25 protein-coding genes are annotated in these 24,764 nt (G+C 67.3%); 22 read left to right on the top strand and 3 right to left on the bottom strand.

Annotated features, from left to right (window positions below):
• Positions 1-30: 30 nt before the first annotated feature.
• The 3 genes from VFW04_01815 to VFW04_01805 all read right to left on the bottom strand — a co-directional run bounded on the left by VFW04_01815 (position 31) and on the right by VFW04_01805 (position 2,009).
• Entirely contained in the window at positions 31-1,083 is a 1,053-nt protein-coding gene (locus VFW04_01815; GenBank protein HEX5178040.1) for a M48 family metallopeptidase, read from the bottom strand.
• A complete protein-coding gene (locus VFW04_01810; protein HEX5178039.1) occupies positions 1,080-1,682 on the bottom strand; it encodes a LemA family protein in 603 nt (200 codons plus the stop codon). The genes VFW04_01815 and VFW04_01810 overlap by 4 nt, the downstream gene beginning before the upstream one ends.
• Positions 1,683-1,823: 141 nt before the next feature.
• A complete protein-coding gene (locus tag VFW04_01805) occupies positions 1,824-2,009 on the bottom strand; it encodes a hypothetical protein (protein HEX5178038.1) in 186 nt (61 codons plus the stop codon).
• Positions 2,010-2,118: 109 nt separating this feature from the next.
• On the opposite strand from VFW04_01805, the gene tilS reads away from it, so the two are divergent.
• From tilS to VFW04_01695, 22 genes are all read left to right on the top strand, one after another.
• Positions 2,119-3,420, top strand: coding sequence for a tRNA lysidine(34) synthetase TilS (tilS, locus tag VFW04_01800; protein ID HEX5178037.1), 1,302 nt, complete (start codon positions 2,119-2,121; stop codon positions 3,418-3,420).
• The gene (gene hpt, locus VFW04_01795) at positions 3,407-3,952 is read left to right on the top strand and encodes a hypoxanthine phosphoribosyltransferase (GenBank protein ID HEX5178036.1); all 546 of its coding nucleotides are present in this window, start codon (positions 3,407-3,409) and stop codon (positions 3,950-3,952) included. The genes tilS and hpt overlap by 14 nt, the downstream gene beginning before the upstream one ends.
• Complete coding sequence (gene ftsH, locus VFW04_01790; protein ID HEX5178035.1) at positions 3,952-5,925, top strand: ATP-dependent zinc metalloprotease FtsH; 1,974 nt, start codon at positions 3,952-3,954, stop codon at positions 5,923-5,925. The genes hpt and ftsH overlap by 1 nt, the downstream gene beginning before the upstream one ends.
• A 76-nt stretch (positions 5,926-6,001) precedes the next feature.
• Complete coding sequence (folP, locus tag VFW04_01785) at positions 6,002-6,865, top strand: dihydropteroate synthase (protein ID HEX5178034.1); 864 nt, start codon at positions 6,002-6,004, stop codon at positions 6,863-6,865.
• Positions 6,862-7,662: a diadenylate cyclase CdaA gene (gene cdaA, locus VFW04_01780; GenBank protein HEX5178033.1), complete on the top strand. Its 801-nt coding sequence runs from the start codon at positions 6,862-6,864 to the stop codon at positions 7,660-7,662. Before folP ends, cdaA begins: the two co-directional genes overlap by 4 nt.
• A gap of 50 nt (positions 7,663-7,712) precedes the next feature.
• Positions 7,713-8,402, top strand: coding sequence for a YggS family pyridoxal phosphate-dependent enzyme (locus VFW04_01775; GenBank protein ID HEX5178032.1), 690 nt, complete (start codon positions 7,713-7,715; stop codon positions 8,400-8,402).
• Entirely contained in the window at positions 8,399-8,959 is a 561-nt protein-coding gene (locus tag VFW04_01770; GenBank protein HEX5178031.1) for a DivIVA domain-containing protein, read from the top strand. The genes VFW04_01775 and VFW04_01770 overlap by 4 nt, the downstream gene beginning before the upstream one ends.
• Complete coding sequence (locus VFW04_01765) at positions 8,956-9,834, top strand: purine-nucleoside phosphorylase (protein ID HEX5178030.1); 879 nt, start codon at positions 8,956-8,958, stop codon at positions 9,832-9,834. The genes VFW04_01770 and VFW04_01765 overlap by 4 nt, the downstream gene beginning before the upstream one ends.
• On the top strand, positions 9,831-13,073 hold the full coding sequence (gene ileS, locus VFW04_01760; GenBank protein ID HEX5178029.1) for an isoleucine--tRNA ligase: 3,243 nt from the start codon (positions 9,831-9,833) through the stop codon (positions 13,071-13,073). Before VFW04_01765 ends, ileS begins: the two co-directional genes overlap by 4 nt.
• A gap of 38 nt (positions 13,074-13,111) precedes the next feature.
• A complete protein-coding gene (locus VFW04_01755; GenBank protein HEX5178028.1) occupies positions 13,112-13,510 on the top strand; it encodes a TraR/DksA family transcriptional regulator in 399 nt (132 codons plus the stop codon).
• A complete protein-coding gene (lspA, locus tag VFW04_01750; GenBank protein ID HEX5178027.1) occupies positions 13,479-14,066 on the top strand; it encodes a signal peptidase II in 588 nt (195 codons plus the stop codon). Before VFW04_01755 ends, lspA begins: the two co-directional genes overlap by 32 nt.
• Before the next feature lie 7 nt (positions 14,067-14,073).
• Complete coding sequence (locus tag VFW04_01745; protein HEX5178026.1) at positions 14,074-15,054, top strand: RluA family pseudouridine synthase; 981 nt, start codon at positions 14,074-14,076, stop codon at positions 15,052-15,054.
• Positions 15,029-15,502: a chemotaxis protein CheW gene (locus VFW04_01740; GenBank protein ID HEX5178025.1), complete on the top strand. Its 474-nt coding sequence runs from the start codon at positions 15,029-15,031 to the stop codon at positions 15,500-15,502. Before VFW04_01745 ends, VFW04_01740 begins: the two co-directional genes overlap by 26 nt.
• A gap of 16 nt (positions 15,503-15,518) precedes the next feature.
• Positions 15,519-15,881 (top strand): response regulator, encoded by a 363-nt coding sequence (locus VFW04_01735; GenBank protein HEX5178024.1) that lies wholly within the window; start codon positions 15,519-15,521, stop codon positions 15,879-15,881.
• A 145-nt stretch (positions 15,882-16,026) separates the two neighbouring features.
• A complete protein-coding gene (locus VFW04_01730) occupies positions 16,027-17,955 on the top strand; it encodes a chemotaxis protein CheA (GenBank protein ID HEX5178023.1) in 1,929 nt (642 codons plus the stop codon).
• Positions 17,956-17,965: 10 nt separating this feature from the next.
• Positions 17,966-18,586, top strand: coding sequence for a chemotaxis protein CheC (locus VFW04_01725; GenBank protein ID HEX5178022.1), 621 nt, complete (start codon positions 17,966-17,968; stop codon positions 18,584-18,586).
• A 2-nt stretch (positions 18,587-18,588) separates the two neighbouring features.
• Positions 18,589-21,297, top strand: a complete 2,709-nt coding sequence (locus tag VFW04_01720; GenBank protein ID HEX5178021.1) for a tetratricopeptide repeat protein — start codon at positions 18,589-18,591, stop codon at positions 21,295-21,297.
• Complete coding sequence (locus tag VFW04_01715) at positions 21,297-22,442, top strand: DUF4388 domain-containing protein (protein HEX5178020.1); 1,146 nt, start codon at positions 21,297-21,299, stop codon at positions 22,440-22,442. Before VFW04_01720 ends, VFW04_01715 begins: the two co-directional genes overlap by 1 nt.
• Complete coding sequence (locus VFW04_01710) at positions 22,435-23,271, top strand: hypothetical protein (protein HEX5178019.1); 837 nt, start codon at positions 22,435-22,437, stop codon at positions 23,269-23,271. Before VFW04_01715 ends, VFW04_01710 begins: the two co-directional genes overlap by 8 nt.
• Positions 23,268-23,612, top strand: coding sequence for a hypothetical protein (locus VFW04_01705; protein ID HEX5178018.1), 345 nt, complete (start codon positions 23,268-23,270; stop codon positions 23,610-23,612). The genes VFW04_01710 and VFW04_01705 overlap by 4 nt, the downstream gene beginning before the upstream one ends.
• Positions 23,609-24,124 carry a hypothetical protein gene (locus tag VFW04_01700; GenBank protein HEX5178017.1) on the top strand — a complete coding sequence of 172 codons (516 nt, stop codon included), beginning with the start codon at positions 23,609-23,611 and terminating at the stop codon, positions 24,122-24,124. The genes VFW04_01705 and VFW04_01700 overlap by 4 nt, the downstream gene beginning before the upstream one ends.
• A 7-nt stretch (positions 24,125-24,131) precedes the next feature.
• Positions 24,132-24,764, top strand: coding sequence for a GTPase domain-containing protein (locus tag VFW04_01695; protein ID HEX5178016.1), 633 nt, complete (start codon positions 24,132-24,134; stop codon positions 24,762-24,764).

Here is a 24,764-nt window from a genome sequence, read left to right as displayed (position 1 = left end):
TCACGAGTCACCCGGCCAAACGCAACCTGCCTAACGAGAGCCTGGAATCGCCGCGGGCTGTGCCTGGTAGCCCATGGCTTTCAGGCGGGCGATGCGCAGCGCCATCGGCGGGTGCGTGCCGAACAACTCGGCCACTTTGCCTTCCTTCGAGTTGAGGTGGCGACCAGTCGGATCGGCAATGCACATCTGCGCGGCGCCGCCCTTGATGCTCTTCGTGGGTGCGTCCGCGTCTTCGATTTTTCCCAGCGCCGTGGCGAGCGAGAGGGGATTGCGCGTGAACTGCGCGCTCATGGCGTCGGCCAGATACTCGCGGTCGCGGCTCACGCCGAGCGCCATGAGGCGCATGATGATCGGCGCGAGGATCCAGCTCACGATCCAGAGCACGAGCAGCACGATGAGGAGCACGCCGTTGCCGCCGCCGCGGTCGTCCCGATCGCCGCCGCTGCTGCGCCGTCCACCGCCCAGCCCGCCTAACGGATTGCCGCCGTAGAAAAACATCCGCCCGACGCCGTCGCCGATGAGCGTGACCGCGCCCACCAGCGCCGCCAGCTGCGTCATCAACCGCACGTCGAGGTTCTTGATGTGCCCCATTTCGTGCGCAACCACGGCCTGCAGCTCGTCGCGCGAGCACAAGTCGAGCAGCCCTTGCGTCACGGCGATGCTCGACGTGTTGGCGTCGTGTCCCGTGGCGAGCGCGTTCGGATCGGCATCGGGGATGATCCAGATCTTGGGCTTCGGCAGCCCCGATGCCACGGCCATCTCTTCGACGACGTTGTCCAACTGCTGTTCCTGCGGCGTCTGCGGATCCGTGAGCTCGCGCGCACCGGTGGACCACAGCACGCGCTTGGGTCCCGTCGTCCACGCCCACCAGGCCATGCTGGCGGCGATGATCGTGAGGATGATGCCGAAGAAGGGAACGACGTGGTGGTAGGCGCCGGGGCCCGCGCCCTTCGTGTATTCGTAGAAAATGAAATCGCCGCCGAAGCCTAACCACGCGAAAAACAGGATGAAGCCAATCACCAGCCGTCGCGAACGCCGGCGATTGGCTTCCTGTTGGGCAAAAAGATTGCCGTTCTCGCTCACTTCTTCGGGTTCATGGAGAGATCGACCTTCACGTTCTCGCGCTCGGCGGCGTCGCTGATCTCCCACAATTCCGCCGGAGCGGCCTTCGCGAAGCCGGCCACGAGGTTGGCCGGGAACTGCTGCTGCTTCGTGTTGTACTGCGTGGCGGTGTCGTTGTAGAGTTGCCGCGCGAACGCGATTTTGTTCTCCGTCGACGTCAGCTCCTCTTGCAGCTGCGCGACGTTGCCGGTCGCCTTGAGATCGGGATAGGCCTCGACCACGGCGAAGAGTCTGCCTAACGCACCGGTCAGCTGCGATTCCGCGGCCGCCGTCTGCTGGACCTGCTGCGCCGACGGCGCGGCGCCGGCCGCCGGCGCCTGCACCGCAATCGCCTTGTTGCGCGCGGTCACCACGGCCTCGAGCGTGTCCCGCTCGAAGTTCATCGCGCCCTTCACGGTTTCAACGAGATTCGGAATGAGATCGTGACGGCGCTTGAGCTGCACGTCGATCTGCTTCCAGGCATTGAACACCTGGTTCTTGAGCGCAACCAAACCGTTGTACACGCCCACGAACCAGAAGCCAAGCACGACGACGATGATCAGCAGGACGATCAGACCCATGGGGACTCCTGGAAGCTCGTCGCGATGGAGTCCATCCTCGCGTCCGACGCTTCACGGCAAGGGTTCAGGTTGTGCTACCCCTCGAGATGCCCTACGAGCCCGCCAAGGCCACCGTTTCGTCTTGGGCGTTGTGCTCGAAAATCAACGCGCGGGCTCGCGCTCCGCGTCCGCTTCGGGCTGCTCAGGCTTGAGAAAACGCGACGCGGTGAGCAGGAACATCGGCGTGAGGAAATGCCCCAGCAGGCCGTTGATCCAGGTCAACGCGATATAGAAGCAGCCTAGTCCAAGAGCGGTCCAGAGGACCCCGAGTACACCGTTGGTAATCACGTCGTGTCCTTGTATGGATGGCAGTCCGACGCCGACTTCGAGAATGTACGAGGACGCCGCAGATGGGTCCAGTGTGACGGAGCACGACCAGGCCGGTAACTTTGCTGACATGAGCATCACCGCCCGGGTCCGTGACGAAGTGACGCGCGTGTTGGCTCCGTTCCCGCGCGTCGTCGTTGCCGTGTCCGGCGGTCTCGATTCCATGGCGCTGCTCGACGCCGTTGCGCATGCGATGCCCGCACGAGTGCTGACGGTCGCCGCGTTCGATCATCGCACCGGACCGGCGGCGCGTCGCGCGGTGCGACGCGTGAGCGCCGCGGCGCGATCGCTCGGCCTCCCGGTGCGCGTCGGTGTGGCGCCGGCGGATCTCGCGCAGCGCGAGGCGGCCTGGCGCGATGCGCGCTGGCAGTTTTTGCGAACCCTCGCGCGGGAGCACGACGCCGTCGTCGCCACGGGTCATACGCGAAACGATCACATCGAGACGATTTTCATGCGTGCGCTCCGAGATTCAGGCGCACGCGGACTAGCCGCGCTGCACGCCGGCGCCGGAGTCGTTCGTCCGCTGCTTTCGTTTACGCGCGACGAGCTCGCATCGTACGCTGCCGAGCGTCAGCTAGATTGGGTGGAGGATCCGTCCAATGGGTCGCTCGCGTACGCGAGAAACCGCGCGCGCCTCGAGATTCTGCCCGCGCTCGAGCAGGCACAGCCCGGGTTGACTGAGGCACTGTTGTCGGTGTCCAATCGTGCATGGGCGCTGAGGCGAGACGTCGATGAGTGGATCGATGCGCATGTCGACGTCCACGTGTCGGGCGCGCTCGAGGTTGCTCGCTCCTCACTCGTCTCCTATGATGCGGACCAGCTTCGTGTGCTCTGGCCGGCGCTGGCGTCGCGCGTTGGGCTTGCGCTGGACTGGCGTGGAACGGAGCGTCTTGCCGCGTTTACTATTACAGGAAGACCGGGCGCGCGCATTCAACTTTCTGGTCGGTTCGAGGCAGTGCGCGTCGGTGAAACCTTGCTGGTCCGTCGCGCGAATGGTGAGGCGATTCGCGGCTCGCGCGAGATGACCAACGCAACGTCGATCGGCGGCTGGCAGTTTCGTCGCGTAACGCAAGAGAGCGGGGCTGAGCCGGACGATTTGTGGTCCGCGTTGCTTCCCGCGACCGGTTTGCGGGTGGTAGTCCGGGCATGGGAGGCCGGCGATCGCATGCTGCCGCACGGGGCGGCCGTCGAACGCCGGCTGAAGGGACTCTTTCGCGACGCAGGGATCGACGCCGTGCGTCGCCGCGCGTGGCCTGTCGTGTTGGTGGATGAGCGGATTGTGTGGGTCCCCGGCGTTCGCCGCAGTTCTGCGGCCACCGTGCGGTCCGGTCGACCGATGGCGTTGTACCGATGCGAACGTGACGACTGCTGATCCGAGGTTGGACGGTCGCGCGATCAAACGGATTGCTTTCGACGAGAAGCAAATCGCCGCCCGGGTCAGGGAGCTGGGCGAAGAGGTGACCGCTCGGTATCCCGACGGCGAGCTGTTGGTGTTGGGTCTACTCAAAGGAAGCTTTATCTTTCTAGGAGACCTCGTCCGACAAATCCGGCGTCCGCTGCAGGTCGATTTCCTGGTCGCTTCGAGCTACGGAGACGGCACGGAATCGAGCGGGCATGTCAGGCTCGTCTATGATCCGGAAACCACGCTCGAGGGAAAGCACATAATATTAGTAGAGGACATCATCGACTCGGGCCGGACGTTGAACCGGCTGATTGGTCTGCTTGAGTCACGACGGCCGCGTTCGCTTGACATTTGCGCGTTGCTTCACAAGCACGTGGCCGAGCACCTGCAGTATGAGGTAGCACTCGTGGGTTTCGATGCCCCGGATGAGTTCCTGGTTGGGTATGGGCTGGATCACGCTGAGAATTTTCGTCACTTGCCCTATATCGCGAGCTTGCAGTAATGGCTGACAAACTGCCGCCAAAACGAGACCTCAACTTCTGGCGCATCTCCAAGACGCTCTCGTTCTGGCTGCTGCTCATTCTCATCCCGATCGCGTTCTTCCGCTTCTCCGGAAACGCGGGGGATTCGCCGGCCGAGATCGACTACACGATGTACGGTCAGCAGCTGGATGCGGGAAACATCCAGCGGGTGACCATCGAAGACGGCAAGACCATCGACGGCGAGTTTAAGTCCCGGATCCGGGTGAACAACCGGGATGTGAGCAAGTTCACGGTGCGGCTGCCGGTGGCGAACGACTCGCACGAGGTCGATCGCCTGCGCCAGAAAAACGTGATCATCTCCGCGCAGGATGCGAAGCCGTCGTTAGGCGGGTACGTGATCACGTTCCTGCCCTGGATCCTGATCATCGGCATCTGGATCTTCCTCTTCCGCCAGATGCAGGCGGGAGGCGCGAAGGCGTTCAGCTTCGGGAAGAGCAAAGCGAAGCTCCTCACGGGCGACACGCCGAAGGTCACGTTCAGCGACGTCGCCGGCGCCGATGAGGCGAAAGAGGAGCTGCAGGAAATCATCGAGTTCCTGAAGGATCCGCAGAAGTTCACGCGGTTAGGCGGACGCCTGCCCAAGGGCGTGCTGCTGGTCGGTCCCCCGGGCACGGGCAAGACGCTGCTCGCGCGGGCGGTTGCCGGCGAAGCGGGCCGGCCGTTCTTCTCGATGTCGGGGTCCGACTTCGTGGAGATGTTCGTGGGCGTCGGCGCGAGCCGCGTACGCGACCTGTTCGAGCAGGGCAAGGCGCACGCGCCGTGCATCATCTTCATCGACGAGATCGACGCCGTTGGACGCCATCGCGGCGCCGGGTTGGGCGGCGGACACGATGAGCGCGAACAAACGCTCAACCAACTGCTCGTCGAAATGGATGGCTTCGAGTCCAACGACGGCGTGATTCTCATAGCCGCCACCAACCGGCCCGATGTGCTCGATCCGGCGCTCCTGCGCCCGGGTCGCTTCGACCGTCAGGTGGTGGTCGACCTGCCGGACCTCCGTGGCCGCGAAGAGATCCTTCGCGTGCACCTGCGCCGCGTGCCGGTGGCGGAAGACCTCGACGTGAGCACCATCGCGCGCGGCACGCCGGGCATGTCCGGCGCCGACCTGGCGAACCTGGTGAACGAAGCGGCGCTGCTCGCGGCGCGCCGCAACCACGAACGCGTCTTCCTGTCCGACATGGAAGAGGCGAAAGACAAAGTGATGCTTGGCGCCGAGCGCAAGTCGATGGTCATGAAGGAAGACGAGAAGCGCAATACCGCGTACCACGAAGCCGGACACGCAGTGTGCGCGATCAAGACGCCCGGATGCGACCCGCTGCACAAGGTGACCATCGTGCCGCGCGGTCGCGCGTTAGGCCTCGCGTTCACCCTGCCCACCGAGGATCGCTATTCGGTCACGCGCCAGCAGTTGGAAGCCATGCTGGTGATGACCTACGGCGGCCGCGTGGCCGAGGAAATGATCTTCGGTCACGAGAAGGTGACCACGGGCGCCGCCAACGACATTCAGAAAGCGACGTCGCTGGCGCGCCGGTACGTGTCGCAATGGGGCCTGTCCGATGCGATCGGTCCGGTGCTGGTCGGCGACAACGAGCAGGAAGTCTTCCTCGGCCGCGAGCTGTCGCACCGCCGCGAGGTGTCGGAGAAGACGGCGCAGATGGTCGACGCCGAGGTGGCGCGCCTCCTAACGGACTCGTACAACCGCGCGCGCCAGACCCTGCACGACAATGCGGACTTGCTGCACGCGATCGCCGGGGCGCTGCTCGAACGCGAGACGCTGACGGCCGAGGACATCGAGATCCTGGTGCGCGGCGAGAAACTGCCGCCGCGCAAGATCCCGGGCCCGCCGCCGGCTCCCGCCACGCCGGTCGCCGTGCCGCAGCCCAAACCGGCCAAGCCGCCATTGTTAGGCGGGCCCGAGCCGGCGCCGGCGTAAGACGAAACAACGAGGCGGCGGCGCATCGCCGCCGCTTCTGCGACGCGGCGACAGCCGCCGCTTCCCCCAGTTTTACATGCCTTCCTGGGCCATCCGCCGCGGCTCCCTCTCGCTCGACCGGCCCGTCATCCTCGGCATCATCAACGTCACGCCCGACAGCTTCAGCGACGGCGGCCGCTTTCTCGTGCCCGAGCTCGCGGTAGAGCAGGGACTGCGGTTGGTCGACGAAGGCGCCGACGTGCTGGACGTGGGCGGCGAGTCCACCCGTCCCCAGGGCGCCGAGCCGGTCGACGCTGCCGAAGAGCTGAGGCGAATCGCGCCGGTCGTACGATCGCTGCGCGAGCAGGTCCCGCACGTGCCGCTGTCTGTGGACACGGTCAAGAGCGGCGTCGCGCGCGCGGTGCTCGACCATGGTGTCGACATCATCAACGACGTCTCTGCGTTTCGTCTGGACCCGGCCATGAGCGAGGTCTGCGCGGAAGCGCGCGCCGGTGTTATCCTCATGCATTCGCGTGGCGGCGTGAGCGAGATGGGGACGTACCGCTTCGCGAGCTATGGTGGAAACGTCATGGATGAGGTGATCGGCGAGCTCCGGCGTGCTGTTTCCGCGGCCGAATGCTCGGGCGTCGAACGATCGCGAATCGCGCTCGATCCCGGCATCGGTTTCGCGAAACGGACCGAGCACTCGGTGGCGGTCCTGGGCTCGCTCGGTCGCTTGGCGAACCTCGGGTATCCAGTGGCGATTGGTGTATCGCGGAAGCGATTCGTGGGCGAATTGAGCGGAGTGTCGATGCCCGCCGATCGCGTCGAAGGAACGATCGCGGCGAACGTCATGGCGCTTGCGTTCGGCGCGCGCATCTTTCGAGTCCACGACGTCCGCGCGGCTCGCCGGGCGCTGGATGTGGCCTGGAGCATTCTGCAGAGCAGAGACACGGCGTGAACATCCTCGATCAGTTTCGGTTTCTAACGTTCGGTTGGCGCGACGCAATCGAGATCGCGGTCGTGGCGTACGGCATCTATCGATTGTTGCTGCTGTTGCACGGCACGCGCGCGGTGCAGATGCTCATCGGGATCGTCGTCCTGGTGCTGACGTACGCACTGGCGTGGATCTTCAAGTTCACGATGATCACGTATTTGTTGGGCGTGCTGTTCACCTACGGCGCGTTCGCGGCGCTCGTGATCTTTCAGCCCGAGCTGCGGGCGGCGCTGGCGCGGCTGGGGCAATCGCGGGTGACGCGGTTCTTCAAGCGCATGGACGTGAGCGAAGTGGCGGAAGAGATCGCCGACGCTGTCGAGCGCCTGAGCCGGTCGAGCATCGGCTGCATCATCGCGCTGGAGCGGGAGATTGCGTTAGGCGACTACGTCGCGTCGGGCACCGAGATGCAGGCAAAGGTCTCCGCCGACCTGCTGGCCACCATCTTCACGCCGTACTCGCCGCTGCACGACGGCGCGGTGATCATCCGCGGCGACACGATCATCGGCGCCGGGTGCATCCTGCCGCTCACCCAGGCGCAGATGACCGACCGCACGTTAGGCACTCGGCACCGCGCGGCGCTGGGCCTGAGCGAGGAGAGCGATGCGCTGGTGGTGGTCGTGTCGGAGGAAAGCGCCACGATTTCGGTGGCGCAGAACGGACGCCTCCTCAGGGGACTGACGGCGCCCCAGGTCCGCGACCTGCTCTCCGGCCGCCCCCTCCGGACGTCTGCAGAGCAGCCCGTGCTGCAGATGCGGGCATGAGTTGATCGCCTGATTGCATCGCACTGTAAGCGGCGATAAATTCAGAGCTTATGCACTTTGAGGACATCGCCGATCGGGTGTCCGAGGTCCGACAGCGGATCGGCGCGGCGGCGGCGCGGGGCGGACATGGTCAGAGCGTCACGATCGTGGCGGTCACCAAGACGCACGGCGCAGATGCCGTCGAGGCCGCTTGGCGCGCCGGTCTCGCCGATGTCGGCGAAAATCGCATCCAGGAAGCGTTGCACAAGATGGACGAGACCTCGGTTCCAGTGCGGTGGCATCTCATCGGCCATCTCCAACGCAACAAGGTGAAGGGAGCAGTGGAGCGCTTCGCACTCGTCCACTCGATCGACAGCGAGCGTTTGGCGCGTGCGGTGCACGAATACGGCGCGTCGCGAGGGACGCCCGTGGATGTGCTGATTCAAGTGAATCCGTCGGGTGAAGAAACCAAGGGCGGATTTTCGCTGAAGGAGCTGCCGGCGGCCGCGGAGCGAATGGCAGGATTCACGGGTATGACGGTGCGCGGCGCGATGACGATGGCGCCGCTCGACGCCACCGAGATCGTTTTGCGGCGAGTGTTCGCCGGCGCACGGGAGGCGCGCGCACTGCTCGCCCGGACGTGCGGGGCGCACGTGACCGAGTTGTCGATGGGCATGTCCAACGACTACGAGGTGGCGGTGGAAGAGGGGGCGACGATGGTACGGCTCGGCACCATCCTGTTTGGAGCGAGAGACCAATGACAGACGAAGCCTTTCATCTCTCACCGCTCGACGTGCGTCGCTGGGACTTCGGGGCGAAGGCGTTCCGCGGCTACGACGAAAAGAAGGTCGAGGATTTTCGCGCGCAGGTGGCCGATGAGTTGGAGCGCCTGACGCGCCTCAATCAGGACCTCGAATCCAAAGCGCGCGGATTCCACGAGCAGCTGCGTGCATTCCGCGAGCGCGACAAGGCGCTCAACGACGCGCTGGTGTCCGCGCAGCAGCTGCGATCGGAAATGCGCGAGCAGGCGGAGCGCGAAGCGCAGCTCATCCTGCGCGAGGCGCGCGCCGAGGGCGAGCGGCAAGTCGAGGTGGCACGCGCGGAGATCCGTCGCCTCGAGGGCGAGCTGACGACACTCGAGAAGGCACGGTTGACGTACGTCGGGCAGCTGCGCGCACTGGTCGAGCGCCACCTGGCGGAGCTCAACGCGGCCGAGATGCCGGCGCGGCCGTCGCGCACGAGCGGGGAGTCGGATGCTGTGGAACCGCGCGCGCACGTGAAGACGCCGGCGTGGCTGGAGTCGCTCGTCAAGGAATGACGGGAGTGCGACTCGACGATCCACGCCTGGCGCCGGCGCAGGTCCCCGCTCGACACGCGCACACGCGCGCGCAGGCGGCGGTGGCCGCTGCGGCTGTGCGCGACCGCTTCGATGGCCCCACCGATGTTGCGGTCATCCTCGGCACGGGACTCGGCGCACTGGCCGACGAGATGGATGTGCAAGTGGCCATCCCGTATGCGGACATTCCAGGTTTCCCGTTGTCCACGACCGAGTCGCACGCCGGCCGGCTGTTGTGCGGCACGCTGGCGGGCCGGCCCGCCGTGGCAATGCAGGGGCGCTTCCACCTGTACGAGGGGTACACGGCGCAGCAGGTCTCGTTTCCGGTGCGCGTCATGCGTGAGTTAGGCGCGCACACGCTGGTCGTGTCCAACGCGTGCGGCGGCATGCACCCGCTCTGGGACCCGGGCGATCTGATGATGATTGCCGACCACATCAACCTGCTCGGGGACAATCCGCTCATCGGGCCGAACGACGACTCGCTCGGCCCGCGCTTCCCGGACATGTCGTGCGCGTACGATCGGGACCTGCGCGTGCTCGCGCGGAAAGCGGCCGCGGCGCGCGGGATCGTGCTGCGCGAGGGCGTGTACGTCGCCGTCACCGGGCCGAACCTCGAGACGCCGGCGGAGTACCGCTTTTTGCGGGCGATCGGCGCCGACGTGGTTGGGATGTCCACGGTGCCGGAGGTGATCGTGGCCGTACACGCGGGCATGCGTGTGTTAGGCATCTCCATCATCACCGACCGCTGCCTGCCGGACGCGCTGGAGCCGGCCACGGTCGAGCGGATCATCGCCGTGGCAGCCTCGGCCGAGCCACGTCTCACGGCCGTCGTGCGCGACGTCGTCAGTCAGCTATGACCGCCGCCGAGCCGACGGCCACGTATCGCCTGCTGCCGCCGGACCTCCCAGCCGACACGCTCGAGCAGCAGATCCTCGCCCAGTGGGAGGCCGAGGATCTGTTAGCCCAGACGCTGCGCGCGCGCGCGGGCGCCGACGAGTTCGTGTTCTTCGAGGGCCCGCCCACCGCCAACGGCCGCCCCGGCATCCACCACGTGTTGTCGCGCACGATCAAGGATCTCTTCTGCCGCTACCGCGCCATGAAGGGCTATCACGTGCTGCGCAAGGCCGGATGGGACACGCACGGCCTGCCGGTGGAGATCGAGGTCGAGAAGCGGTTAGGCATCAGCGGCAAACCGCAGATCGAGGAACTGGGCGTCGAGGAGTTCAACAGGCTGAGCCGCGAGAGCGTCTGGACCTACAAGAGCGAGTGGGAAAAGCTCAGCGCGCGCATCGGCTACTGGCTGGACTACAGCGACCCGTACATCACGTACTCGCACGAGTACATCGAGAGCGTGTGGTGGGCGCTGTCGGCGCTGCACGGGCGCGGCCTGCTCTATCGCGGACACAAGATTCTCCCGTACTGCCCGCGATGCGGCACGGCGCTGTCGAGCCACGAGGTGGCGCAGGGCTACGAGGATGTGCGCGATCCGAGTATCTACGTCGCGCTCGCGCTCGAGGGCGAAGAGGGAACGCGGATCCTCGTCTGGACCACGACGCCGTGGACGCTCGTGTCCAACGTGGCGCTGGCGGTGCATCCGAGCCTCGTGTATCTCGAGCTGGCGCGCCGCGACGGCAGCGAGGCCAACCTGATGCTGGCCGAGTCGCGCGCGGCCGCTGTGTTAGGCGACGACTGGCCCGACCGCTGGCGCGTCGAGCGGCGCGTCGTTGGGCGCGAGCTCGCCGGACGCCGTTATCGCCGGCCGCTCGACTGGATTCCGTACACGACGGGCGAACACGAAGTGATCGTCGCCGAATCCTTCGTGTCGGCCGAAGATGGCAGCGGTGTGGTGCACATGGCCCCGGCGTTCGGCGCCGACGACTACGCCGCGGCCCAACGGCACGGACTCGCCTTCCTGCAGCCGGTCGATCTGCGGGGAGAATTCCCCGCCGACATGCCGCTCGTGGGCGGGATGTTCGTCAAGAGCGCGGATGCAGTGATCATCGAAGAGCTCCGCCGCCGCGGCGTGCTCTGGAAGGCGGGAACGATTGAGCACTCGTACCCGCACTGCTGGCGGTGCGGCACGCCGCTGCTCTACTACGCGCGCGAGTCATGGTTCGTCCGCACCACTTCGTTCCGCGATGCCATGCTCGCGCGCAATGCGCGCGTCGACTGGCATCCGAGCGAAGTCGGACAGGGTCGGTTTGGCGAGTGGCTCGAGAACAACATCGATTGGGCGCTGTCGCGCGACCGCTATTGGGGCACGCCGCTCCCGGTGTGGGTGTGCGAACGCGACGCATCGCACGTGACCGTGGTCGGCTCCTACGCCGAGCTCGCCCGCCGGTTAGGCAGCGAGCTGCCGCCGGACTTCGACCCCCACAAGCCGTACATCGACCGCTACGAGCTGCGCTGCGACCAGTGCCGCGAACCCGCGACGATGCGGCGCGTGCCCGAGGTGATCGATACCTGGTTCGATTCCGGGTCGATGCCGTTCGCGCAGTGGCACTACCCGTTCGAGAATCACGCGATCATCAACCGCCAGTATCCGGCCGACTTCATTGCCGAAGGCGTCGATCAAACGCGCGGGTGGTTCTATTCGCTTCTGGCGATCGCCACGGGCCTGGGCGACGCGTTGCCTAACAACGTCACCGACGGCGGCACCAGCGCGCTCGCCGCGCCGTATCGCGCCGTCGTGGTCAACGATCTCGTGCTCGATGCCACCGGCGCCAAGATGTCGAAGAGCAAGGGCAACGTGGTCGATCCGTGGGCAGTCATGGCGCGCCACGGCGCCGACGCGACCCGCATCTTCCTCGTCGCATCGAGTCAGGTCTGGCTGCCGCGTCGCTTCGACGAAGAGCTGATTCGCGACCAGGCCGGCAAGTTTCTTCTGACCCTCAAGAACGTCTACAGCGGCATGTTCGCCCAGTACGCGAACTTCGGCTGGACCCCGGGCGGCGACGACCCGCCGCTCGCCGAGCGGCCGCTCGTTGACCGCTGGGTGCTGTCGCGGCTCGCGTCCGTCTGCCACCAAGCGGACGAACTCATGTGGCGGTACGATGCGACGTTGGCGTTGCGTGCGATCATGGACTTCGTGGTCGACGACGTGTCCAACTGGTACGTGCGGGTGAACCGGGCCCGGTTCTACGACGTCGACGCGCCGGACAATCGCGCTGCGTTCGCCACACTGCACGAGGTGTTGGTGGTGACGTGTCGTCTGCTGGCTCCGTTTGCACCGTTCGTCACCGATTGGATGCACCGCGAGCTGACGGCGGCCGGCGACGGCGGCGGTGGAACCTCGGTGCACCTCGCCCCGTTTGGTGGGTGCTCCATGGCGGAAGCCGACGCGGCGCTCGAGCAGGCGATGGGCCACATCCGGCGGCTGACAACGCTGGCGCGGGCGGCGCGAGAGGATGCAGGAGTGAAGATCAGACAGCCGCTTTCCAGGCTCGTATGTGTGGTGCCAAATTACAGGGCTGGTGTATTGGACACGTTGGTGCCGCTCTTGCGTTCAGAGCTGAATGTGAAGCAGGTGGAGTTCGCGCTCACCGGGGATGCACTCGTTCGTCTCGAAGCGAAACCGAATTTTCGCGCGCTCGGCAAGCGATTCGGCAAGCGGACGCCGCTCGCCGCGAAAGCGGTGGCGGCGCTGAGCAGTGATGCGTTGTTGGGCTTTTCACGCGGCGAGTCGTTGGTGATTTCAGTCGAAGGCGAGTCGCATGCCCTGGCGCACGAGGACCTGGACGTCGTTCGACGGGCGACGGGCGATCTCGTCGTGAAAGAAGAAAGCGGCTATTTCGCGGCCATCGATCCCGAGGTAAGCGAGCCTTTGCGCCGCGAAGGGTTGGCAAGAGAAGTGGTGAACCGCGTCCAGCGGATGCGGAAAGATTTGCGGTATGTCGTGAGCGATCGGGTGCGGTTGCAGGTAACAGGAAACGCCGACGTGGAGAACGCCGTCCGGGAACACCGGAATTACGTGGCGGGGGAAGTGCTCGCGAGCGACGTCATCATCGGCGGTGACGTCGCGGCAACAGTTGACGCGGTGCAGACGGTCGAAGTGATGGACGACGACGTCCGCATTGCCCTGACGAGAGTGCACTAGCGATGCCGTCTTCAGCGAGCTCGAAGAAGAGCAAACCGATGACCAAGAAGTTGCTGACGCACTTCGAGAAGCGACTTCTCGAAGAGCGGAAGCGCGTGCTCAAGGAGCTCGGCAACTACACCGAGGCATTCAACGCCACGCCGCAATCGGCGGACGGCGACCTGAGCTCGTACTCGTTCCACATGGCCGATCAAGGGACGGACGCGATGGAACGCGAAAAGGCGTTTCTCTTCGCGAGCCAGGAGGGCAGGTTCCTGTGGCACATCGACGAGGCGTTGCGCCGGCTGTACAGGTCGCCGGAGACCTTCGGCAAATGCCACAACTGCGGTGAGGACATCGATTTCGACCGGCTCGATGCACTTCCCCACGCCCGGCTCTGCTTTGCGTGCAAGCAGCGAGAGGAAGATGCCAAGAAGCAGCAGCCACAGCAGGCCTAGGCCCGCGCTCTTCTGGTCGCTGGTCGCCGGTGTGGTGGCGATCGATGTGATCACGAAGACCGCCGCGGTCGAGTACCTTCCCGGGCAGCGGGTGCCGCAGAACGTGTTCGGCGAGATCGTACGCCTAACGCTGGTGTACAATCCCGGCGCGGCCTTCGGCCTCAATCTCGGACCGTGGTCGCGCGAGATCTTTCTCGTCCTCACGGTCGTTGCGCTGGTGATCCTCGGCCGCCTGTACCGCGGTACCCGGCGCGAGGATCTCCTGCGTGTGATCGCCCTCGGGCTCGTCTGCGGCGGTGCGGTGGGCAACCTCATCGACCGCGTGCGTTCGCCGGTCGGAGTCGTCGACTTCATGGACATCGGATTCCGCGACTGGCGGTGGCCCACGTTCAACGTGGCCGACATCGCGGTGAGTACCGGAGCGTTCCTGCTCGCGTGGGCGCTGTGGGGCGAGGAGCGCCGTCCCGAAGCGGACCTCCAGCATCTCGGGTCGGAATCCGTGGCCGATGTGATCCCCGAGGTCATGCCGGAGCCCAAGGTGTCGAGCGGGGGGTGATCCCCCGATGACGGTTCGATCCTTCCCGGTCGAGGAAAGCGACGCGGCGTCGCGTCTCGACCTGTTCGTTGCCCGGAGCGCGGACCTCTCCCGCACGCAGGCGGCGACCCTCATCGCCAACGGCCACGTCGCAGTCGACGGCCGGCGCGAGAAGGCCAGCTACCGCATGCAGACGGGAGACAACGTGAGCGTCGACATCCCGCCACCAACCTCACGTGAAGTATTACCTGAAGCGATTCAACTCAATGTGGTATTTGAGGATGACGATGTGCTCGCCGTGGACAAGCCGGCCGGCATGGTGGTGCATCCTGCGCCCGGTCACTGGAGCGGAACACTCGTCAACGCGCTCATGGGACGCGGTAGTCCGCTGGCGGAAGGCGGCGGCACCGGGCGCGAAGGTCTGGTCCATCGGCTCGACAAGGACACGTCGGGGTTGCTGCTCGTCGCCAAGACCGATCGAGCACACCGGTCGCTCGGCGCTGCGATTTCGGCGCGACGGATCATCCGCCGATACGCGGTGCTCTCGTGGGGGCATCTCGATCAGGACCGTCTGACAGTCGACCGTCCGATCGCTCGTAACCCGCGAGACCGAAAGCGTATGGCAGTCGTCAGTACTGGGCGAACTGCACGGACGGACTTCGTGCGGCTCGCTCGGTTCGACGCGGCGGATTTTCTGCGCGCGCACCTGCACACGGGTCGCACGCACCAGATTCGCGTCCACCTCGCGTCGATCGGCCATCCGGTAGTGGGCGACGACACGTACGGCGGCGGCGGAGCGCGACGGCTCATGTCGCTTCCACCGCGACGACAGTTTCTGCACGCGGCGTGGTTGATCTTCCCGCACCCGGTGACCGGCAAACCGGTCGAACTGCGCTCACCGCTCCCGGCGGATCTGGTCCGGGCGATGGCCGCGGCAGCCGGGTGGGCGGAAGCGCCGTCTCTCTGGGATCCACTCGACGATTTTGGCTTCTACCGTCTCGACACCTGACCGCGCGGAGGCGCGCCTAACCGGGCAGGTCGTGCTGTGCCGGGTGGCGGGTCGCGTGGTGGCGGTCGAGTTAGGCACGGTGCGCGAGATCATTCCGGCGCGCCGGCCGACGCGTCTGCCCGGCGCGGGTCCGTTCGTGTCGGGACTCGTGAACGTGCGCGGGACGATCGTGACGGTGCTCGATCTCCCGGTGCGCTTCGGTCGTACGGAGGCCAGCCAGGGGGCGGGGGCGGGGGCGGGCTCGATCGTACTCATGGACCATGGTGCGAAGGTAGTGGGCGTGGCGGTAGATGAGGTGCTGGACGTCCGCCGCGAGGCGGAGCTCGAACTGGAAACGGAAGCCGAGGCGCTCGTGCCCGGCGGCGCGGTCCGCGCCGTGGGCCGGCTGGATGGCGAGGTGGTCGCGCTCCTCGACATTCACGACATCATCGCGCAAGTGCTCGCCTGATCGGAGGAACGTCACGTTGAGTCACACCGTCTTGGTCTGCGACGACGCGATCTTCATGCGCACCATGATCTCCGACATCCTGTCGCAATCGGGATTCGAGGTCATTGGCGAAGCGGAGACCGGGGTGCAGGCGATCGAGAAGTACAAGCAGCTTCGGCCCGATCTGGTGACGATGGACATCGTCATGCCGGACATGGGCGGGATCGATGCTGTCCGGGAGATCACGAAGTTCGACGGCAATGCACGCATTCTCATGTGCAGCGCGATGGGACAGCAGGCGCTGGTCGTCGAAGCCATCCAGGCGGGCGCGAAGGACTTCGTCGTGAAGCCGTTCCAGCCGAGCCGGGTCCTCGAGGCGGTGCAGCGCGTGCTGGGGTGATCGCATGATGCCGTGACCCGGCGCGCCGGCCGCCTGCCCAGCGACCGGCGCATCCGGCGTCCGTTAGGCGTCGCGGTCACGCATCGATCGAGTCGTCGCCCTGCGCGATGTGCCTGCGCCCCCCCACCGCTCCGTCGCTTCCCACATGGATCTCTCTCGGTACGCCGAACTCTTCCTCACGGAGAGCCGCGAGCATCTCTCCGCGATGAATCATGCGCTGCTCGCGCTGGAGAGCTCGCCCGAGGCGAGCGAGCCGGTGGGGGCGATCTTCCGCGCCGTGCACACGGTGAAAGGCATGAGCGCGACGATGGGCTATCGCGCGGTCACTGATCTGGCGCACGAGCTGGAAAGCGTGCTGGACCGCGTTCGCCGCGGCGAGTTGGCGGTGACGGCGGACGTGACGGAGCTCCTGTTCGAGGCCGCCGACGCGCTGGAGCAGGCCATCGAGGGAGCGGTGCAGACCGGAGTCGCCGCGGCCGACGACATCGCGGTGCCGGACGCCATTCTCGACCTGATTGCTCGCCTCAAAGCCCGTTCGGCGGCGGCCACGGGTGGGAGCGCCCCCAAGCAGGTCGTCGCGCCGAGCCGGGCGCCCGATCCGCGGCCGTCGCAGGCGGCGACGAGCAGCCGGTTGATCCGATTGCGCCTGGCGTCCGGCACCGCGCTGCGCGGCGCGCGCGCCCTCCTCCTGGTGAAGCGCGCCGCATCGTTAGGCACGGTGCTCGAGGTGATCCCGCCCGTCGAGGCGCTGCAGGCCGAAGAATTCGGCGCCGGCTTTTCGATCCACCTAAACTGCACGGCGCCGCGCGACGAGATCGTGCGCGCGATGTTCGCGGTCGGCGACGTCGATCGCGTGGAAGTGGACGGCGTCGAGACCGTCGGCCAGCCGCACCAGCAGACCGCGGCGGACGGCCAGGCCGGCTCGGCGGCGCGGCCGACGCGTCAGGTCCGCATCGATCTGCAGCGCCTCGACACTCTCATGAACATGATCGGCGAGCTCGTGATCGCCCGGGGACGGCTGCTCGACCTGGCTGCGCGACACGGCGACCCGGCATTGGACGAGGCGGTGGCGCTCGCCGCGCGGCTGATCGGCGAGATGCAGGACGAGGTGATGCTGAGCCGCATGGTGCCGGTGGGCCAGGTGTTCGACCGCTTCCCGCGTCTGGTGCGCGATGCGGCGCACGGTTTGGGCAAGCAGATCGTCTTCACCGTGGAGGGAAACGACATCGAGCTCGATCGGTCGATGCTGGACGAGATCGGGGATCCGGTGGTGCACCTGCTGCGCAACGCCGTCGACCACGGCATCGAGACGCCGGAGCAGCGGCGCGCGGCCGGGAAACCGGCATCGGGGTCGCTCGTGCTCAGCGTGTCGCGCGAACGGAGCACGGTGCTGGTGCGGGTGGAAGACGACGGGAAGGGGATCGATCGCGAGCGCGTGCTGGCGCGGGCGAAAGAGTTGTCGTTCGTCGACAAAGACAAGGCGTCGCTGTCGGACGAGGAGCTGATGCGGATCATCGCGCGTCCCGGCTTTTCCACCGCCGAGCGCGTGACGGATCTCTCGGGCCGCGGCGTGGGGATCGACGTCGTGATGAACCGCGTGCGCGCGATGGGCGGCGCGGTGGAGATGCGGTCGGTGCCGGGCCGGGGTACGGCGGTGACGGTGCGGCTGCCGCACACGCTGGCGATCGTGCGCGCGCTGCTGGCGCGCGTGCGCGACGAGGTGTACGCGGTGCCGTTGGCGCACGTGAACGAAACGGTGGAGCTGGATGCCCGTTCCGTTAGGCGGGTGCAGGGGCGCGAGGTGATGCTGCTGCGGGATGACGTGCTGCCGCTCATTCGCTTCGACGAGTTGCTTCGCCTCGGGGCGAGCGGGGCGGGCGCGCGCCATCAAGTCATCGTGCTCGAGGTGGGCGAGCGGCGTGCGGGGCTCGTGGTGGACGAGCTCACCGGGCAGCAGGACATCGTGGTCAAGCAGTTCGATCCGGCTCGTGAGAGCCTGGCGTTGTTCAGTGGTGCGACGATCCTCGGCGACGGTGCGCCGGCGCTGATCGTGGACGTGGGCAGTCTTCTCTGAGGGAACAGGCATGGCCGATCTACTGGCGTTGAAAGAGCGGCAACTGGATGCGTTGCGTGAGACCGCGAACATCGGTGCGGGGCATGCGGCGACGGCGTTGTCGCAGATGACGGGCAGCACGATCATGATCACGGTGCCGACGATCACGATCGCGGCGCTCGAGGATGTGCCGTCGCAAATCGAGGATGGTGAAGAGCCGATCGCGGCGGTGCTCATGCACATGATGGGCGATCTCACCGGGCGCACGCTGCTCGTGTTCCCGCGCCCGACGGCGATCAAGCTGGCGCAGCTCATGCTCAGGCGTCCGCAGGATCCCAACGGCGAGTTCGGCGAGCTCGAGCAGTCCGCGATCAAGGAAGCGGGCAACATTCTGAGCGGCGCCTACATGAACGCGCTGAGCGAGTTCATGGGACTGCTCCTGCTGCCGTCGCCGCCGAGCCTGGCGGTGGACATGTCGGCCGCGGTACTGACGACGGCGTATCTGCAATTCGGCGCCGAGCGCGACATGGTGTTCGCGATCGAAACGCAGTTCTACTTCCAGGGGCAGAACGACCGGCTGCGCGGGTTCTTCCTGCTGCTGCCGGACGTGGCGTCCCTGCAGACGCTCCTGCGCGCGGTGCGCGTCGCCTAACAATGACGGCGTCGCTCGCGTCCCAGCGTGACCGCGACATCCTGCGGTCGTACGCACGGCGGATCGATCCGTCGGACGCGGGCGCGCACAACAACCTCGGCGTCCTCTACTACAACAAGGGGATGTACGAGGACGCGGTGGCGGCGTTCACGAAGGCGCTGGAGCTGGATGCGAAGATGCAGGTGGCGCAGCGGAACCTCGAGGTGGCGTACTTCAACACCGGGTACTACGACCGGCGCGTCACCGAGCTGCGAGAACGGCTGCGACAGCGTCCCGATGACCGCGACGCCCGCTGGGAGCTGGGCCGCGCGTACGCGTCGTTAGGCGATTCGCGCGAGGCGGTGGCCGAATTCACGGCCCTGCTGTCGTACCACCCGCGCGACGTCGGCGCCATGGTCCAGTTAGGCCTGGCCGAGAAGGCGGGCGGCGACCTGGACGCCGCCGAGCAGTGGTTCGCCAAGGCGCTCGAGATCGAACCGGACAGCCCGCTCTGCAACTTCTACATGGGCGAAGTGCTGTACAACCGCGGCCTCAACGACGAATCGCTGGCCGCGCTCCGCCGCGCCATCGCGCTCAGCCCCGACAACGCCGACGCGCACTATCTGTTGGGCTTCGTGCTGGGCGACATGGGCCGCCACGAGGACGCCGCCGCCGCCGCCAAGCGTGCCATTCAACTCAACCCATCGCTGTCGCGCGCGCAGGCGAACCTGTCGATCGACCGGTACAACCCGGCCAAGTATGAAGAGCTGCTGCCCGAGCGCCAACTGCGCCGCTCGCAGCAGATGCTCGCGGTGGCGAAAGAAGACCAACTCGCCCACTACAACCTGGGTCTCGCGTTCCGCCAGAAGGCGTACTACGCCGAGGCGCTGCGCGAGTATCGTTTGGCGCTCGACCGCGGCGAAGATCGCCGGCTCGTGCTGCAGGCGATGGCCGAGGTGCATCTGCTCAAGCGCGATGCGGCGACGGCCGCGGAGCTTTACGATCGGCTGATCACCGAGCAGGCGGACAGCCCGAAGCTGTGGTGCGAGCGGGGCGTCGCGCTCCATCAGGCGGGAAAGCTCGCCGACGCCGCGGCGAGCTACGCGCGCGCGGTGGAGCTGGATTCCGAGTACGCCATCGCGCACAACAACCTTGGCGTCGCGCACTACCACCAGGGCGACTCGGAGCGTGCGATCGATGAATTCCGCACCGCGCTCTCCAAGCACCCCGCGTTCGTCAAAGCGTGGCTCAACCTGGCCCTGCTCCTGTTCAAGGGGAAGCGGCTGCAGCTGAGCCTCGAGGCGTACCGGCAAGTGTTAGGCGTGTTCCCGGAGCAGGCGGTCGCGTGGAACGGCATCGGGCTGGTGCTCGGCGAGCTCAAGAAATTCGAGGACGCGCGCAACGCGTTCGGCCGCGCGATCCAAGCGCGTCCCAACTATGCCGAAGCGCACTACAACCTCGGCTTCACGCTCTCGAATCTCGGCGATTTCGAGGGGGCGCTGCGCGCGACCAAGCGCGGGCTCGAGCTCGAGCCGTTCTACGTGGCGCAGAAGTTCGAGCTGGCAATCGATCTCGAGTACGAGGATCCCGACCTGTCGATCGCGCCGGATCTCGAGGGCGCGCAACGCGCGGACGGGGCGGTGGAGACGTTCTCGTTCGACCCGAAATCGCTCGACACGCTCTTCTCGGAGCTCAAGCAGCACACGCCGGTGCGGTCGCCGGTGGTGCCGCTGGACAATCCGTACGCCATGGGCGCCGAGTACCTCGCCAAGGGCATGCTGGACCGCGCCGCGGCAGAGATCAACCGTGCGTTAGGCAGAGGCGGCGACGCGGCGACGGGCCTCACCATGTTGGGCGATCTGTTCGCGCGCCAGGGATTCCACGGCGAAGCGCTCGAGCGCTACCGCCAGGCGCGGAGCGTCAACGGCACGGTGCCGCGTGCGCTGGCAGGCGAGACGCGCGCGCTGCTCATGTTGAACCGCGCCTCGGAAGCGCGCGACGTGGCGGAGCGGCTGCTGCAGGCGGATCCGCACGGCGTCGAGTCGCTGCTGCTGGTGGCGCGCGCCCGGGCGGAAACCGGCGAGTCCGAGGCCGCGCTCGAGCTGCTGCGACAGGCGCAGCGTCTCGCGCCGGCCCGCGCCGATGTGCTCAAACAGATCGGCGACATCGCTCGAGCCGCCGGGGATGTGGACGGCGCCATCCTCGCGTATCGCAACGCGCTCGACCTGGATCAGGATTTCGCGGTCGTCCACTACGACCTCGCGTTACTGCTCGCCCAACGCGGCGATGGTCCGGGCGCGGATGACGAGCTGTTGGCTGCGCTGGACGCGGTGCCGACCTACGTCGAGGCGACGCTGGCGTTGGCCGAGGTGCGGCGGCGATTCGGCCGCGCCAAAGATGCAATCACGCCGCTCGTCGACCTCCTGCAGCGCGACCCGTACAACATCGATGGGCTGTTGTCGCTGTCGGAGACGCTGCTCGAGGCCAATCGGAGCACCGACGCGGCGCGGGCCGTCGACCGCGTGCTGCGATTCGACCCGAAGCATCCAGGGGCGCTGCTGCTGCAGGGCGTGATCCTCGCCGACCGGCACCGCTACCGCGAGGCGATCGCGCTCTGGAACGAGGTCGTGGAGTTGGCGCCCGACAGCGCATTTGCGCGCCGCGCCCAGCGCGAGGCGCGGACGGCTGCCGATCTGCTGCGCATCTTCCGCAGCCGCCAGGAGGTGGCCTGATGGCGATCGAAGGGCCGCTGCGCGAGTTGGGCATTCACGATGTCTTCCAGCTGCTGGACCTGAGCCGGAAGACGGGTACGCTCACGGTGACGTCGCTGCTGCGCGACAACCAGGGCACCGTGTACTTCGACCGCGGCGGCGTCATCTACGCCGCCATCCGCAGCAACCCGCATCCGTTAGGCGAGCTGCTGCTGCGCGCCGGAAAGATCTCCGAGGGCGATCTCGCCCGGGCGCGCGACGCGCAGACCAGGTCGGGCGACGCCCGCCGGTTGGGCGAGATCCTGGTCGAGTCGGGCGCGTTGACGCGCCGCGAGCTCGAGCGGCAGGTGCGCTTCCAGGTGGAAGAAGTCGTGTTCGAGCTCATGTCCTGGCGCGAAGGCTTCTTCTCGTTCGAGGAGCGCGAGGTATCGAGCATCCCGGCCGAAGCGAGCATCCGCATCTCCACGGAGTCGCTGCTCATGGAAGGCGCGCGGCGCATCGACGAGTGGTCGCGCATCGAGGGAAAAATCCCGCATCTGGGCGTCGTGCCATCGTTGTGTGCGGTGCTGGACGACCACGCGGCGCAGCTCGATCTCCTGCCTAACGAGTGGGAAGTGCTGTCGGAAATCGACGGCGCGCGCGATCTGCGCGCGATCGCGTCCGAGCTTGCCCGGAGCGAGTTCGACGTGGCGCGCATCGCGTACGGGCTCGTCACGACGGGTGTCGTGGCGCTGCGCGACACGGGGGCGAACGGCTCGGGCGCTCCGGCGGCGGCGCAGGCGCAGGCGCATCTCGACCGGGCGCGGGAGGCGCTGCGCGCCAACGAGTGCGACCGGGCGGTGGCGGAGGCGCGCTTGGCGGTGGCGGGCCTGGACGGAGCGACGCTGCCGCGGCTCGTGCTCGCCCGCGCGCTCACGCGGGCGGGCCGGCACGACGAGGCGCAGGAAGAGCTGCGCCGCGTGCTGCAGGCGGACGCCCTGGAGCCGGCGGTGCATCTCGAAACCGGGTGCTGCGCGGCGTGGCGCGGCGATTACCAGGAAGCGCTCACCAGCTGGGATCGCTATCTGCGACTGGCGCCGGACGGTGCCGATGCGGCCGCAGTCCGCGAGTCCGTCGCCGCGGCGACGCGGCTGTCGAGCGTGCTCAAGGAGCGGATGGATGTCTGACGACATTCGCCGTCTGAGCGAAGAGCTGGCGCGGGACCCGTCGAGCATGGTGTTCCTTCAGTTAGGCGAGGCGCTGCGGCGTGGCGCGCAGCTCGACCTGGCGCTGCGCGTCGCGTCGCGCGGCGTGGAGCGCCACGGCGGCAACGCCGACGCGCACGATCTCCTGGCGCGCGTGCGCGTGGACCGCGGGGAGCTCGCGGAGGCGACCGCCGAGTGGGAGGCGGTGTTGCGCCTCGCGCCCGACCACGTGGGGGCGCGCAAAGGACTGGGCTACGTGCTGTACAAGCAGCACCGGCTGGAGGAAGCGGAGCACCACTTGGGGCTCGCGGCGGAGCATGGCGACGCGGCGGTGGAGACGGCGCTGCGGATGGTGCGGCGCCTCGTGCGCTACACCACCGGCGCCCCTGCCGGGAGCGCGCCTAACGGAGAGCGGGTCGCCGCGGCCGAGCGCCGCGTCGAGGACGAGGCGCGCCGCCTGTTCGCCGAAATCCTCGGCGACGGGCAGCAGACGGCGCTGCTGCTCGACGGCGACGGGCTGGTGACGGCCGGCGCGTACGTCACCGCGGATGGCGAGGACGTCGCGCAGGACATCGGCGCCGCGTTGACCGGCGTCCGCGACGAAGCCGACCGGACGGTGAAACATCTGCAGTTAGGCGCCTGGCGCGCCGTGGTGTACGAAACCGAGGTCGCGACGATCGCGCTCGGGCCCGTGCTCGAAGATTCGCTGGCGCTGGTCGCCGCGGCGCGCACGCTGCCCTTGGGTCTGGTGCGCCGGGTCCTCGACCGCTGCGTGCAGCGCGCCGAAGCGTGGCTCACGGAGGTGGCGTGAGCACGCCCTACACGGACGCGCTCACGGCGGTGACGCGGCAGCGCGGCGTCCTCGGCTGCCTGCTGGTGAGCGAGGCCGACGGCATCATCGTCGACGCCGACGTGCAGGTAGGCATCGAGGCCGGCGTGGTGGGGGCGCTGGTGGCGTCCCTCTACCGGCGGGCACGGTTAGGCACCGATGCGGCCGGGCTGGCGGCGGTCGGCTTCCTCCAGCTCGAGGCCGAGCACGGGCACGTGTGCGCCGTCGGCCGCGACGGACTGGTGCTGGCCACGCTCGCCGAGCCGAAAGCTCATATCGGCCTCATCCGCAGCGCGATGCTGCACGCCCTGGAGGCGGTGTGAGAGCCCACGTCGCCGAGGCGTGGGTGGAAGCGCCGCTCCAGCGATTCGTGGACGATGCCCGCGTCCAGTTCGCGCTCCTGCTGCATCCGAGCGGCCAGGTCCTCGGGCAGTTCGGGTTCACGCGGGCCGTCGACGTGATGGCGGCGTGTGCGTTAGGCGCCGCCATCCACGCGTCGGCGGGCGAGTTGGGCAAGGAGCTCGACGGCCATCCCTTCCGCGAGCTGTACCACGCCGGCCGCGAGCGGCAGGTCTACATCGCCGAGGCGCCCACGGCGCGCGGGGCGCTGGTGCTGCTCACGGCGTTCGACGCCGAAAGCTCGCTGGGATTGGTGCAGGTGTACTTCCGCGAGCTGCGCGACGCGCTCCGACAGGCCGCGCCGCCGGCGGCGGAGTCGGGCCCGGCGCTCGACGGCAATTTCGAGCACGACCTGAATCGCAGCCTCGCCGTCCTGTTCGGACGCGCGCAGCAGCCGGTGTCCGGCGATCCACAGTCGACACGTCCTCCAGCCTGAGCCGCCTGTGCCTCTCGTCAACTACGCGACGCGCGAGATCACGTGCAAGATCGTCTACTACGGGCCGGGCCGGTCCGGCAAGACGACCAACCTGCACTACATCTACGGTCAGGTGCCTAACGATCGCAAGGGCACCATGGTCTCGCTGGCCACGCAAACGGACCGCACCCTGTTCTTCGACTTCCTGCCGCTCGACCTGGGTTCGATCTCGGGGTTCAACACGCGCTTCCAGCTGTACACGGTGCCGGGCCAGGTCTACTACCAGTCGACGCGAAAGCTGGTGCTCCAGGGCGCCGATGGCGTCGTGTTCGTCGCCGACAGCCAGGTGCGCCAACTCGACGAGAACGTCGAGAGCATGCAGGATCTGCACGCGAATCTCGCCGAGCACGGCATGGACGTGCGCACGGTGCCGCTCGTGCTCCAGTACAACAAGCAGGACCTGCCCCCGGAGCTCATCCACGACACGGCCACGTTAGGCGATGCGCTCAACTTCCGCGGCGTGCCCGCATTCCCGGCCGGCGCCCTCCACGGCACCGGCGTGTTCGAAACGCTGCGCGGCATCTCGGAGCTCGTGCTCCGCCGTTTGAGCACATCGGGCAGTCCGGCGACGCCGTCGACCGCGCACGCAGGGAGTCGCTGA

The sequence above is a fragment of the Gemmatimonadaceae bacterium genome (assembly GCA_036273715.1).
Taxonomy (GTDB): Bacteria; Gemmatimonadota; Gemmatimonadetes; order Gemmatimonadales; family Gemmatimonadaceae; genus JADGGM01.
This window is presented reverse-complemented; position numbering and strand designations above follow the sequence as displayed.